This window comes from Nocardiopsis lambiniae, from assembly GCF_031845465.1.
Classification (GTDB): domain Bacteria; phylum Actinomycetota; class Actinomycetes; order Streptosporangiales; family Streptosporangiaceae; genus Nocardiopsis; species Nocardiopsis lambiniae.
The window spans coordinates 1-13,101 of record NZ_JAVREP010000002.1 but is presented as its reverse complement, the minus strand read 5'-3'; the positions used below and the strand labels follow the sequence as shown (position 1 = coordinate 13,101).

The following is a 13,101-nucleotide window of genomic DNA, read 5'->3' as shown; positions in this document are numbered from 1 at the left end:
GCGAGCGTCCACAGGAGTAGGTCGTATTGGTGTCCACAACGGAACGACAGCCACAGGATGACCCCGGGGCCGGGGAAGGGCGCAGGCGCGCCTCCGGCGGCCGGCGCCGCAAACCCCCCCCGCGCGGCCACCGCACCACACCCGGGGACGTGGTGCGCGGCTTCGTCCGCTTCGTCGGCGAGATCCTGTTGACCGCCGGTCTGCTCATGCTCTTCTACGCCGGATACGAGGTGTACGGCTCCCAGTGGGAGACCGACCGCGAACAACAGGAGCTCGCCCAAGGGCTGGAGGAGGTCTGGGCCGCCACGGAGGAGAGCGGACCCGACTCCGAACCGCTGCCCGGCAGCGCCGACAGCCGCCTGTACATCCCCTCCCTCGACCTGGACTGGATCGTCGTCAGCGGCACCACCCAGCAGGACATCCTCTACAGCCCCGGCCACTACACCGAGTACCCGAGCAGCCCCGGTCAGGCCGGGAACTACGCCGTCGCCGCGCACCGCACCCCGGGCCTGTTCTGGGACATCGACCTGCTGGACAACGGGGACGTCCTGGTGCTGGAGGACGCCGAGAACTTCTACACCTACGAGGTGTTCTCGGAGGAAACGGTCCTGCCCACCGACGTGTGGGTGATCGAACCCGACCCGTTCGACGACGTCGAGGGCGCGGGCGAGACCGACCCGGAGAGGGCCATCATCACCCTCACCACCTGCGCGCCCAAGTTGGACAACACGCACCGCCTCATCGTGTGGGGCGAACTCGTCGAGACCACGCCCAAGTCGGAGGGCATGCCCGAGTCCATCGCGCACATGGCCCCCGACGCCGACGAGAGCGAGTGAGGAACCCCGCATGTACGGTCTGATCTGGCGCATCCTGCCCGGACCCTGGATCTCCAAGTTCATCATGGCGCTCGGCCTCCTGGTCGGCACCGCCGCCCTCCTGTGGTTCTTCGCGTTCCCGGCGATCTCCCCGTACATGCCGTTCAACGACGGAGCCATCGATGTCGGCGGGGCCGGTGGGGGGGCCGGGGCGGAAGGGTCCACCGACTCGGGTGAGGCTCCCGCCACCTCCGACGCGCCGGAGGAGACCGAGACCACCGAGTGACGTCTCGCGCGCGACCCGCGCCCCGTGGGCACTTCCGGCGAGGGGCCGGGCCCGCGGGGCGCGCGTGTGCGCGGCACCACTGGCCACCGACACTGTTCGGTCGGGTCGGGCCGCTAATCTCGACCAGGTGAGTATCGGGGGACGAATCGCATGACGGTGACGCAGACCACGACCGAGGACCGCCTCGTCGGACTCCGGGCCTGGCAGCGGGAGGCGTTCGACGAGTACTGCCGCCGGCAACCGAGGGACTTCCTGGCGGTCGCCACACCGGGTGCCGGAAAGACCACGTTCGCGCTCACCCTGGCGAGCGAACTCCTGCAACGGCACATCGTGCGCTCCATCACGATCGTCTGCCCCACCGAGCACCTCAAGAAGCAGTGGGCCGAGGCCGCCGCGCGGTTCAACATCCCCATCGACCCCGAGTTCCGCAACGGTCAGGGCGCGCTGGGACGGCAGTACCTCGGCGCCGCCGTCACCTACGCGCAGGTCGCCGCCCACCCCGCGCTGCACCGCAACCGCACCGAGGCCCGCAAGACCCTCGTCATCTTCGACGAGGTCCACCACGCCGGCGACGCCCTGTCCTGGGGCGACGCCGCACGGGAGTCCTTCGAACCGGCGACCCGGCGGCTCTCCCTGACCGGAACGCCGTTCCGCTCCGACATCAACCCCATCCCGTTCGTGGACTACGTCCAGGACGCCGCGGGGGTGCGGCGCTGCTCGTGGGACTACAGCTACGGGTACGGCCCGGCGCTGGCCGACGGCGTCGTGCGCCCCGTCATCTTCATGGCGTACTCCGGTGAGATGCGCTGGCGGACCCGCGCCGGCGACGAACTCGCCGCCCGCCTGGGCGAACCCCTCACCCAGGACGCCCTCTCCCAGGCCTGGCGGGCCGCCCTGGACCCCAAGGGCGACTGGATCAAACGGGTCCTCCAGGCCGCCGACCGTCGCCTGACCGAGGTCCGCAAGACCCACACGGACGCGGGCGGACTGGTCATCGCCAGCGACCACGAGAACGCCCGCGCCTACTCGCGGATCATCCGCCAGATCACCGGCAAGAGCGCCACGGTGGTGCTCTCCGACGATCCCACCGCGTCCAAGAAGATCAGCCGGTTCGCCGCCGGCGACGACCGGTGGATGGTCGCGGTGCGCATGGTGTCCGAGGGCGTGGACGTGCCCCGGCTGATGGTCGGCGTCTACGCCACCTCCACCAGCACCGCGCTGTTCTTCGCCCAGGCCATCGGCCGGTTCGTGCGCGTGCGCCAACGCGGCGAGGTCGCCTCGGTGTTCCTGCCCTCGGTGCCCAACCTGCTGGAGTTCGCCGGGGAGATGGAGCGCGAACGCGACCACGTCCTGGACCGCACCCCCGCCGAGGGCGACGAGTACCCCGAGGACGACCTCCTCAACGAGGCGCGCAAGAAGCGCGACACACCGGACGCGGGGGAGGAGCTCCCCTTCGAGACCATGGAGGCGTCGGCCGAGTTCGACCGCGCCCTCTACGACGGTCACGAGTACGGCGGCGTCCCCGGCTCCAGCGAGGAGGAGGACTTCCTCGGCCTGCCCGGCCTGCTCGAACCCCAGCAGGTCGCCCAGCTCCTGCGCAAGCGCAAGGACGACATCAAGGCCGGGGAGATCCGCGCCCGCAAGAAGGAGGAGCCCGCCCAGGAGGAGGGGCCCACCCACGAGGTCCTGGCCGAGTTGCGCCGCGAGCTCAGCGGACTGGTCGGTGCCTGGCACCACCGCACGGGCAAACCGCACGGCGTGATCCACAACGAACTGCGCCGCGCCTGCGGCGGGCCACCGGTCGCCCAGGCCACCCCCGACCAGATCCGCGAACGCATCACCAAACTCCGTTCGTGGGCCATCGGCGGTCGCTGACGGTCCCCGGCCGTCGTGGAACCGCACGGATCCGGGCAAACACTTCGCAAGTTCGCGCACGGGCGCTCGGACGATACGCGTTCATTTCACTACAGTCCGTGAAGTGATTGGACGAAACGCACGCGGCACGACGGCCGCGCTCTGGACCGGACTGGTGATGTGCGGACTCGCCCTGACCGGAACGGTCGCGAGCACCCTGCCCGACCCCACCGGGAGCGGACCCGAACGGACCGCCGTCGTCACGGAACCCGAATGTCCGCCGGGCACCGTGGCCCGCCTCGCCGACCCGGGTGCCGGCGCCGTCCCCGACAGCGGGGAGCTCACCCCGGAACAGGCCGCCCGCTACCACGGGGAACTGCGCGCCGCCCTACGGTCCCTGCGCTCCCACGAGATCGCCCCGCCGGCCAACACCGTCCCGGTCGTCGTTCACGTCATCTCGGCCACCGACGGTCGCGGCCACGTGAGCGACGCCCGGGTCGACGCCCAGATCGACGTCCTCAACACCGCCTACTCCGGCGGATACGACGAGGTCGGCGCCGACACCGGTTTCCGCTTCACCCTCGCCGAGGTGACCCGCACCGAGGACGACGCCTGGTTCTCCGACTTCTCCGGGCACCGCGATGCGATCCGCGCCCGGCTGCGCCGGGGCGGCCCCGAGACACTCAACATCTACACCGCCGACCTCGGCTCCGGCCTGCTCGGCTACTCCAGCTTCCCGCAGGACTACGCCACGGCGCCCGAGAGGGACGGCGTCGTCATCGCCCACGACACGCTTCCCGGCGGTGACCGCGAACGCTTCGACCTGGGGCACACCGGCACCCACGAGGTCGGTCACTGGCTCGGCCTGTTCCACACCTTCCAGAACGGCTGCCTCACCCCGGGCGACTACGTCCACGACACCCCCTACGAGCGCGAGGCCGCCGCGGGTTGCCCGAAGGGACGCGACTCCTGTCCCCACCGCCGTGGCCTCGATCCCGTCACCAACTTCATGGACTACAGCGACGACGACTGCATGACCCACTTCACCCAGGGCCAGGCCCGTCGCATGGCCGAACACTGGACGGCCTTCCGCTCGCCCCGGGACCTGTGACCTTTCGGAGCGCGGGCAGCCTGCGCGGGAGCGGATCCACCCGGAACAGCGCGGTGTCCTCGGCCGCACCGGAGAGCCGTTCCGGACGGAGCGGCGCGACGGCCCGGAGATCCTCGCGCCTCGCATGACCGGTGTCCTTCAACCCGGAAGAGTCCGGCTCGACCTCCACGCGCGGCGGGCTCTCCCGGCGCGTACGTGTCAACGGCACCACCATGACCACGGGCGGGTTCGAGTCGAGCCGCGGCCGGGCGCTGACGATGAGGACCGGCCGGCGCGGCGCCCGCCCGGGTCGGCCGGGTCGGCCGGGTCGGCCATGCTGACCTCGCCGCGTCTCACCGGGCGTCCTCCGCCGTCCACGCGTCGCCCTCGGATCCGGCCGGGTCGTCGCCGCGCGTCCGGTCCGCCGGGTGCGCCCGCCTCTCGTCGGTGGACGGACCCTCGTCAGGGCGACGCACCTCCCTCCAGAACCCCGGTTCCCCGGCCTCGTCCGAGGCGTGTTCGATCGCCGAGGCCACGGTGGTGTACTCCCGTTCGGCGCGTCCATCGACGCGATCGCGCGGGGCTCCGGGCGCCTCGGTGGTGGTGTCCGTGGAAGCCGTACCCCCGGTACGCCTTTCCCCGCACCCGGTGGCGAGTGGTGGGGGCACGAAATCCCGCCTTAGGCTTAGGGCATGGCAGCCAACACCTACCTGACCGGGATCAAGCCCACCGGTGATTTCCACCTGGGCAACTACATCGGCGCGATCAAACCCGCGCTCACGGCCGCGGACGTCTACGGCACCTATTACTTCGTGGCGGACTACCACGCGCTCAACACCGTCAAGGACGCGGGTGAACTCCGTCACAGCATCCGGTCCGGGGCTGCCACCTGGCTGGCGTGCGGGCTGGACCCCGACAAGACGGTCATCTACCAGCAGTCCAAGATCCCCGAGACCTTCGAGCTCACCACGATCCTCACCGCCCTCACCCCCAAGGGCCTCATGAACCGCGCGCACGCCTACAAGGCCGCCCGCGACCGCAACAACGAGGCCGGGATCACCGACCTGGACGCCGGGGTCAACATGGGGCTGTTCAACTACCCCATCCTCATGGCCGCGGACATCCTCATCATGGAGTCCACCCACGTCCCCGTGGGCCGGGACCAGTCCCAGCACATCGAGTACACCGCCGACATCGCCGGATACTTCAACAACCGCTACGGCGAGGGGGAGCAGGGGTACTCCTTCCCCCTGCCCAGGGGCGTCATCGACGACAGCGAGGCGAGCATCCTCCCCGGTGTCGACGGCCGCAAGATGAGCAAGTCCTACGACAACCACATCCCGCTCTTCCTGGCGGAGAACAAGCTCAAGAAGGCGATCCGCCGCATCCCCACCGACTCCACCCCGGTGGAGGACCCCAAGGACCCCGACACCTCGGTGCCCTTCCAGCTCCTCACCCACTTCGCCGACGCCGACAAGGTCGCCGACGTCCGCAAGCGTCTGGAACAGGGCGGCATGGGCTGGGGAGAGCTCAAGAACGAGCTGTTCGAGGCGGTCAACACCGAACTCGGCCCCAAGCGCGAGCGCTACGAGGAGCTCATGGCGAACCCGAAGGAGATCGAGGACATCCTCGAAGCCGGCTCGGAGCGCGCCCGCAAGCGCGCCCGTGAGGTCCTGGGCCGCGTCCGCGCCGCCATCGGCGTCGCCTGAACCCCTGATCCACCGGGGCGGCGGGATCCTCCCGCCGCCCCTTCGCGTGTCCGCGGCGGACCGTCGTCGGCGTCCTCCGAGCGGGTGCGGGTAACCAGGAACCGGCAGCCCCGCCCCGCCCCGGCGCGGGGCCGGGCCGGGGTCAGCCGACCTTCGGCTCGCCCTCCAGGGTCACACCCGCCTCGGCCAGCCGCGTCAACGCCGCGTCCACGGTCGGCCGCGCCACACCCGCCGTCAGGTCGAGCAGCACCCGTGTGCGCAGTCCCTCCGACACGGCGTCCAGCGCGGTCGCCCGCACACAGTGGTCGGTGGCGATGCCCACCACGTCCACCTCGTCCACGCCCCGCTCGCGCAACCACGCGGCCAGCGTCGTCCTTCCGTCCTCGGCGGTCCCCTCGAAACCGCTGTAGGCCGCCGTGTACCGGCCCTTGCTGAAGACCTCCTCGGCCAGCGAGGCGTCGAAACCCGGGTGGAACTCCACACCCGGCGTGCCCACCTCGCAGTGGCGCGGCCAGCTGTCCACGAAGTCGGGCTCCTCCGAGAAGTGCCCGCCCGGGTCGATGTGATAGTCGCGGGTGGCCACCACGTGGTCGTACCCGCCCGTCCGGGTGTGCTCGGTCACCGCGACCGCCGTCGCGGCCCCGCCGGTCACCGCCAGACTCCCGCCCTCACAGAAATCGTTCTGCACGTCCACCACGATGAGCGCCCTGGTCATGTCGGCACCCCTTTCTCCGCGTCTTCGCGGTACGTCCTCGGAAAGGACCCCGGTCAGTGGAACACCGTCGGCAGGGCGGCCTCGCCCCGCGACATCCGCAGCGCCTGCTCGGGCAGCTCGGCCACCACCGCGCGGTGCCGCTCCCGGGCCTCGTGCACGCTCTCGCGCCCGATCACCTCGCCGTCGGCCATCAACGGACGCAGCAGCGGACGCACGTTCACCGCCGCCTCCGGCACGTGCGGGAAGACCTCCTCGGCGATCGCGATCCCCTTGTCGTCGAGGCGGCGCATCGCCCACTTGCGACCTCCCCGGCTGGGCTTGCCCACCGAACGCTTGGCCACCGGTTCCAAGGGCGTCCCCGCCGCCAGGTCGCGCGCCCGCGCCACCAGCTTGTACACCAGCGACACCGTCGGTGCGCCCGAGCCCGTCACCAGGGACGTACCCACCCCGTAGCCGTCCACCGGGGCGACGGCCAGCGCCTGGATGGAGAGTTCGTCGAGGTCGCCGGTCACCACGATCCGGGTGTCGGAGGCGCCCAGCGAGTCCAACTGCGCGCGCACCCGGGTCGCGGTCGCGGCCAGGTCGCCGGAGTCGATGCGCACCGCGCCCAGTTCGGGCCCGGCCAGGTCGACGGCGGTGCGCACGGCCCGCTCCACGTCGTAGGTGTCGACGAGCAGCGTCGTCCCCCTGCCCAGGGAGTCCAGCTGCGAAGTGAAGGCGTGCCGTTCGCTGTCGTGCAGCAGCGTGAAGGCGTGCGCCGCGGTGCCGCCGGTGGGCACCCCGTACGAGCGCCCGGCCTCCAGGTTCGAGGAGGTCGCGAACCCGGCCATGTACGCGGCCCGGGCCGCCGCCACCGCGGCGCCCTCGTGCGTGCGGCGCGACCCCATCTCGATGAGGGGCCGGCCGCCGGAGGCCACGACCATCCGGCTCGCCGCGGAGGCGATCGCGCTGTCGTGGTTGAACACCGACAGCGCGAGGGTCTCCAGGAGCACCGACTCGGCGAACGTGCCCTCCACCACCAGGATCGGGGATCCGGGGAAGTAGGCCTCCCCCTCGCCGTAGCCCCACACGTTCCCGGAGAAGCGGTACTCCGAGAGCCACCGCAGGGTCGTCTCGTCCACGACACCGTTGTCGGAGAGGAAGTCCAGGTCCTCGGTGCGGAACCGGAACCGCTCCACCAGGTCCAAGAACCGCCCGGTCCCGCCCACGACGCCGTACCGGCGGCCCTCGGGCAGACGCCGGGCGAACATCTCGAACACCGAAGGCCGTGCGGCCGCGCCGCTGTGCAGGGCGGCCTGCACCATCGTCAGTTCGTAGTGGTCGGTCAGCAGCGCACTGCCGCCATGCTCGTTCATGGGCACGAGCCTATTCCGTGACGGTTCGCGGCCGGCCGCCGACCTGCCCCTCGTCGCCCCGGTCCGCTTCCACGGTGACCTCGGGCGACGCTAACAATACCCATTCGGTTGGTAGGTAAATTTGTTCCGATACCCTGGGGGCATGCTGAGGATTGATCGCTCGATCTACGACCAGATCGTCGCCCACGCCCGCCGTGACCACCCGGACGAGGCCTGTGGCATCGTGGCCGGCCCGGTGGGCTCCGACCTCCCCGAGCGGTTCGTCGAGATGATCAACGCCGAGCGCTCTCCGACCTTCTACCGGTTCGACTCCCTCGAACAGCTGAAGGTCTGGCGGGAGATGGACGACCGCGACGAGGAACCCGTGGTGATCTACCACTCCCACACGGCCACCGAGGCCTACCCCTCGCGCACCGACGTCTCCTATGCCTCCGAGCCCAACGCCCACTACGTGCTCGTGTCCACCAAGGACCCCGAGAGCGCGGAGTTCCGCTCCTACCGCATCCTGGACGGCGAGATCACCGAGGAAACGGTCGAGATCGTCGACGCCGAGACCCGACGGTAGGGTCCGGCCACCGGCCCGGCGGGGCCCGCGGAATGGTCGCGGGAGGTCCCCTGTTGGGAATGTACGCACATCAACCACGCTCACGGGAAGACACACCTATGGCCATCGAGGTCCGCATCCCCACCATCCTGCGCAACCTGACCGGCGACGCCAAGGTCGTCGAGGGCAACGGCGACACCCTCGGTGAACTGTTCGCCGACCTGGACGCCCGTTACCCGGGCATCGCCGAGCGGCTGGTGGACGGCGGCAAGCTGCGCCGCTTCATCAACGTGTACCTCAACGACGAGGACGTGCGGTTCGTCGGCGGTCTGGACGCGAAGCTCTCCGACGGCGACAACGTCACGGTCCTCCCGGCCGTGGCCGGCGGAAGCCGCTAGGCCCGTCCCATGCGTTACGACTCCCTGCTCGACTCCCTCGGCGGCACGCCCCTCGTCGGCCTGCCCCGGCTCTCGCCCTCGCCGCGGGTCCGGTTGTGGGCGAAGCTGGAGGACCGCAACCCGACCGGGTCCATCAAGGACCGCACCGCCTTCTTCATGATCGAACAGGCGGAGAAGGACGGACTGCTCTCCCCCGGCTGCACCATCCTGGAGCCGACGTCGGGGAACACCGGGATCTCCCTGGCCATGGTCGCCAAGCTGCGCGGTTACCGCATGGTCTGCGTCATGCCGGAGAACACCTCCGCCGAACGCAAGCAGCTCCTCGCCATGTGGGGGGCGGAGGTCCACTTCTCCGAAGCCGCCGGTGGCTCCAACGAGGCCGTCCGGGTCGCCAAGGAGATGGCTGCCGCCCACCCCGACTGGGTGATGCTCTACCAGTACGGCAACCCGGCCAACGCTCGGGCCCACTACGAGACGACCGGGCCCGAGATCCTCGCCGATCTGCCGGAGATCACCCACTTCGTCGCCGGCCTGGGCACCACCGGAACGCTGATGGGCGTGGGGCGCTACCTGCGCGAGCACAAGCCGGACGTGCGGATCGTCGCCGCCGAACCGCGGTACGGCGAGCTCGTGTACGGCCTGCGCAACCTCGACGAGGGGTTCGTTCCCGAGCTCTACGACGAGTCGGTGCTCACCACACGGTTCTCCGTCCCCTCCGACGCCGCGCTCAAGCGGACCCGGGAACTCCTGGACAAGGAGGGCATCTTCGCCGGGGTCTCCACCGGCGGTGCCCTGCACGCCGCGCTGGGCATGGCGCGCAAGGCGGAGAAGGCGGGGGAACGCGCGGACATAGCGTTCATCATCGCCGACGCCGGGTGGAAGTACCTCTCCACGGGGGCCTACGAGGGCACCCTGGAGGAGGCCGAGGAACGCCTCGACGGTCAACTCTGGGCCTGACGGCCGGCCCCGGACCCGGTGGCGGGCTCCGGTGTCGGAGACGCGTTCGAGGGCGGTGTCCACGCGGCACCGCCCTCCGTCATGTCCGGCACCCCGCGCCGCGGGGACGGGAGGGACGCGGGAGGCCTGTGAGCGTCATGGTCCGGGTGAGTGACGCACCGTCCCCACCGCTCCGGTAGCGGGGCCGTAATACGGCGGGAACGAATCAGTCGGAACGTGTCATTCGGTGTGAAAAATTCACACGTGATAGAGGTCGCGTGAGATGCAGGACACATTTTGTACCACCCGGGCGGGCATTGGGGTAGACCCGTAACAACGGGACAACCGCTGAACCAGCCGCCATCCGTACTCCGAGCACACGGTCGAGGGAGTGCCACGGAGCCGCGCGGCCCATCGAGAAGGCGATGACGACGTGCGACTCACGATTATCGGCTCCTCCGGGAGCTTCCCGGGTCCGGACAGCCCGGCCTCCTGTTACCTGGTCGAGGCCGACGGCTTCCGTCTGCTGCTCGACATGGGCAACGGATCGCTCGGCGCCCTGCAACGGCACATCGACATCTACTCCGTCGACGCGGTCTACCTGAGCCACCTGCACGCCGACCACTGCTTCGACCTGTGCTCGTACTGGGTCGCCCGCATGTTCCATCCCGAAGGCGTCAAACCGAGGATCCCCGTCTACGGACCCGGTGGCGTCGCCCACCGCGTCGCCGAGGCCTACGGCCTGGAGCCCGACCCGGGCATGACCGAGGTCTTCGACTTCCACGAGCTCACCCCCGGTTCCTTCGGGATCGGACCGTTCTCCGCCCGTGTCGACCACGTCAACCACCCGGTGGAGGCCTTCGGCATCCGGCTGGAGCACGACGGATCGAGCATGGTCTACTCCGGGGACACCGGCGCCTGCGACTCCCTCGTGGAGTTGGCCGCCGACACCGACCTGTTCCTGTGCGAGGCCGCCTTCCAGGATCACCTCGAACACCCCAAGGACATGCACCTGACCGGCAGCGAGGCCGGCGATCACGCCAGCCGCGCCCGGGCGCGCAGCCTCTTGCTCACCCACCTGGTGCCGTGGAACGACGACGAGATCACCCTCGCCGAGGCCCGGTCCACCTACGCGGGTCCCATCGATCTGGCCCGCAGCGGCCGGACGCACACCATCGGAGGCTGAGGAGCGCGTACGGCGGAGGGAACGCGGGCAGGGGCGTGGCGGTGACCGGGGCGTGGCGGGCCTCTCCTCCGGGTGCGGCTTTCCCGCTCCCGCCCCCGTGACGACCGCGCACGTATACGCTCTTGTCCATGGCCCGACCTGACGGACGAGTTCCGACACAACTCCGCCCCGTGACGATCACCCGCAATTGGCTCCGCCAGGCGGAAGGCTCCGCGCTCATCGAGTTCGGGGACACCCGCGTGCTGTGCGCCGCCACCGTCGAGGACGGTGTCCCGCGCTGGCGCCGCGGCACCGGCGAAGGGTGGGTCACCGCCGAGTACGCGATGCTGCCCCGAGCCACCGACACCCGTGGTGCCCGGGAGTCGGTGCGCGGCAAGATCGGCGGACGCACCCACGAGATCTCCCGCCTGATCGGCCGCTCCCTGCGCGCGGTCGTCGACTTCAAGGCGATGGGGGAGCACACCATCACCCTCGACTGCGACGTGCTCCAAGCAGACGGGGGGACCCGTACCGCCGCCATCACCGGCGCCTACGTGGCGCTCGCCGACGCCACGAAGTGGCTGCGCAAGCGGCGCAAGCTCAAGAACAACCCGCTCACCGGCTCGCTCGCGGCCGTGAGCGTCGGTGTCGTCCAGGGCCAGCCCCGGCTGGACCTCAACTACCTGGAGGACTCCGTCGCCGACACCGACATGAACGTCGTGGTCACCGGTGACGGCAGGTTCATCGAGGTACAGGGCACCGCCGAGGGCGTCCCGTTCGACCGGGAACTGCTCGACAAGCTGCTCGACATGGCCGTCGACGGCTGTGAGGAGTTGACCGCCATCCAGAAGAAGGCTTTGGCGGAGTGACCGTATCCAAGGACATCCGGATCGGCGGCGTGACCGGAGAAGGGGGAACCGTGAAGATCGTCCTCGCCACCCGCAACGCCAAGAAGGTCCCGGAACTGCGGGCCATTCTCGCCGAGGCGGGCGTGACCGCCGAGGTGCTGGCGCTCGACGCCTTCCCGGACGCCCCCGAGGTCCCCGAGACCGAGCCGTCGTTCGTCGGCAACGCCCTCCTCAAGGCGCGGGCGATCGCCGCCCACACCGGCCTGCCGGCGGTGGCCGACGACTCGGGGTTGAGCCTCGACGAACTCCGTGGGATGCCCGGTGTGCTCTCGGCCCGCTGGGCGGGCCGCCTCGGAGGGGGAGACCAGGACCGCGCCAACCTGGAGTTGGTCCTGGACCAGCTGGCGGACACCCCGCCCGAACGGCGTGGCGGTGCCTTCGTGTGCGCCGCCGCCCTGGTCCTGCCGGACGGCACCGAGGTGGTGTCGGAGGGGGAGATGCGCGGCCGGGTGCTCCGGGAACCCCGCGGGGAGAACGGGTTCGGCTACGACCCCGTGTTCGTCCCGGAGGGGGAGTCCCGCACGACGGCGGAGCTGTCCCCGGAGGAGAAGAACGCCATCAGTCATCGGGGGATCGCCTTCCGGAGACTGGCGGAGGAGATCGCAGCGATGATCTGAGGGGTCCGGGCCCCGGGCCGGGAGTCCCGAGCTTCCAACGTCAACGGTGACCCATGACGATGAGGGCGGCCCCATGGGGCCGCCCACGTCGTGGGCGGGGTATCGAGCGGACTCCCCGGACATCGAGAACACCCTCCCCGACCTGCGATGGAGCGGATCCGCGCCAAGAAGTTCGGTTCAAAGTGGTTTGCGGCCTCGCCCAGCGGGGAGGACGAAGCCACATCCGACGGAACGGCCGCGAAGAACCACGGTCCTCGGTGTGGGGGATCGGATCCACAACGCGGTATCGCCTGTGAGCAGGGGCTTTCCTCCTCGCCAGCGGGTGATTTGACGTCGCAGAAGCTGTTGCCTACACTCGAACGAGTCGCTGCGGGACGGCGAGACCCCTTCTGGGAGTGCTCGGAACCGGACCGTGATCAAGCGCCATATTCTCTCCACTCCCGATCGGGCGTCACGGGCATGTGTCCGGAGGCGGTAAGGTCGAGAGGTCGCCCCGAAAAGGGCGGCGAGGATACACCGGGATTCTTCACTCCCGATCGGTTTCCTTTCCGGAAAACGCCGGTTTGGCGGGACACGGAAACGCTGATAAAGTGAAGACACAACAAAGCGGAAACGCAAACGTCTTCCACGGAAGAGCATCAGCGGACCTTGTGGTCCGGGGCTTGTACGGGAAGAACGGTTGTTTCTTGAGAACTCAACAGCGCGTGTT

15 protein-coding genes are annotated in these 13,101 nt (G+C 70.0%); 11 read left to right on the top strand and 4 right to left on the bottom strand.

All coding sequences use genetic code 11. The features are described 5' to 3' along the window. The first annotated feature begins 152 nt into the window (after positions 1–152). From RM479_RS04440 to RM479_RS04425, 4 genes are all read left to right on the top strand, one after another. On the top strand, positions 153–836 hold the full coding sequence (locus tag RM479_RS04440) for a class E sortase (protein WP_311510717.1): 684 nt from the start codon (positions 153–155) through the stop codon (positions 834–836). A gap of 10 nt (positions 837–846) precedes the next feature. Further along, a complete protein-coding gene (locus RM479_RS04435) occupies positions 847–1,101 on the top strand; it encodes a hypothetical protein (protein ID WP_311510456.1) in 255 nt (84 codons plus the stop codon). A gap of 150 nt (positions 1,102–1,251) precedes the next feature. After that, positions 1,252–2,976: a DEAD/DEAH box helicase gene (locus tag RM479_RS04430; RefSeq protein WP_311510455.1), complete on the top strand. Its 1,725-nt coding sequence runs from the start codon at positions 1,252–1,254 to the stop codon at positions 2,974–2,976. A 157-nt stretch (positions 2,977–3,133) separates the two neighbouring features. Next, positions 3,134–4,066 (top strand): zinc metalloprotease, encoded by a 933-nt coding sequence (locus tag RM479_RS04425; RefSeq protein ID WP_397221450.1) that lies wholly within the window; start codon positions 3,134–3,136, stop codon positions 4,064–4,066. Here the strand turns inward: RM479_RS04425 and RM479_RS04420 are convergent. Continuing rightward, positions 3,999–4,286 carry a hypothetical protein gene (locus RM479_RS04420; RefSeq protein ID WP_397221322.1) on the bottom strand — a complete coding sequence of 96 codons (288 nt, stop codon included), beginning with the start codon at positions 4,284–4,286 and terminating at the stop codon, positions 3,999–4,001. The two genes, RM479_RS04425 and RM479_RS04420, sit on opposite strands and share 68 nt — an antisense overlap. Before the next feature lie 112 nt (positions 4,287–4,398). Beyond that, the gene (locus tag RM479_RS04415; RefSeq protein WP_311510453.1) at positions 4,399–4,713 is read right to left on the bottom strand and encodes a hypothetical protein; all 315 of its coding nucleotides are present in this window, start codon (positions 4,711–4,713) and stop codon (positions 4,399–4,401) included. A gap of 24 nt (positions 4,714–4,737) precedes the next feature. Here RM479_RS04415 and RM479_RS04410 point away from each other — a divergent pair, with 24 nt between their 5' ends. Further along, complete coding sequence (locus RM479_RS04410; protein WP_311510452.1) at positions 4,738–5,754, top strand: tryptophan--tRNA ligase; 1,017 nt, start codon at positions 4,738–4,740, stop codon at positions 5,752–5,754. 142 nt (positions 5,755–5,896) lie between these two features. Here the strand turns inward: RM479_RS04410 and RM479_RS04405 are convergent, their stop codons facing one another. Continuing rightward, on the bottom strand, positions 5,897–6,469 hold the full coding sequence (locus RM479_RS04405; protein WP_311510451.1) for a nicotinamidase: 573 nt from the start codon (positions 6,467–6,469) through the stop codon (positions 5,897–5,899). 53 nt (positions 6,470–6,522) lie between these two features. Further along, a complete protein-coding gene (locus tag RM479_RS04400; protein ID WP_311510450.1) occupies positions 6,523–7,824 on the bottom strand; it encodes a nicotinate phosphoribosyltransferase in 1,302 nt (433 codons plus the stop codon). Between the two features lie 142 nt (positions 7,825–7,966). Here RM479_RS04400 and RM479_RS04395 point away from each other — a divergent pair, with 142 nt between their 5' ends. The 6 genes from RM479_RS04395 to rdgB all read left to right on the top strand — a co-directional run bounded on the left by RM479_RS04395 (position 7,967) and on the right by rdgB (position 12,392). Further along, complete coding sequence (locus tag RM479_RS04395) at positions 7,967–8,389, top strand: M67 family metallopeptidase (RefSeq protein ID WP_274812627.1); 423 nt, start codon at positions 7,967–7,969, stop codon at positions 8,387–8,389. A gap of 98 nt (positions 8,390–8,487) precedes the next feature. Beyond that, the gene (locus tag RM479_RS04390; RefSeq protein ID WP_274812628.1) at positions 8,488–8,766 is read left to right on the top strand and encodes a MoaD family protein; all 279 of its coding nucleotides are present in this window, start codon (positions 8,488–8,490) and stop codon (positions 8,764–8,766) included. Between the two features lie 9 nt (positions 8,767–8,775). Next, a complete protein-coding gene (locus tag RM479_RS04385) occupies positions 8,776–9,723 on the top strand; it encodes a PLP-dependent cysteine synthase family protein (RefSeq protein WP_311510449.1) in 948 nt (315 codons plus the stop codon). 412 nt (positions 9,724–10,135) lie between these two features. After that, positions 10,136–10,888, top strand: coding sequence for an MBL fold metallo-hydrolase (locus RM479_RS04380; RefSeq protein WP_311510448.1), 753 nt, complete (start codon positions 10,136–10,138; stop codon positions 10,886–10,888). Between the two features lie 128 nt (positions 10,889–11,016). Then, positions 11,017–11,736 carry a ribonuclease PH gene (gene rph / locus RM479_RS04375; protein WP_311510447.1) on the top strand — a complete coding sequence of 240 codons (720 nt, stop codon included), beginning with the start codon at positions 11,017–11,019 and terminating at the stop codon, positions 11,734–11,736. A gap of 50 nt (positions 11,737–11,786) precedes the next feature. Next, complete coding sequence (gene rdgB, locus RM479_RS04370; protein ID WP_311510715.1) at positions 11,787–12,392, top strand: RdgB/HAM1 family non-canonical purine NTP pyrophosphatase; 606 nt, start codon at positions 11,787–11,789, stop codon at positions 12,390–12,392. Positions 12,393–13,101: the final 709 nt, after the last annotated feature.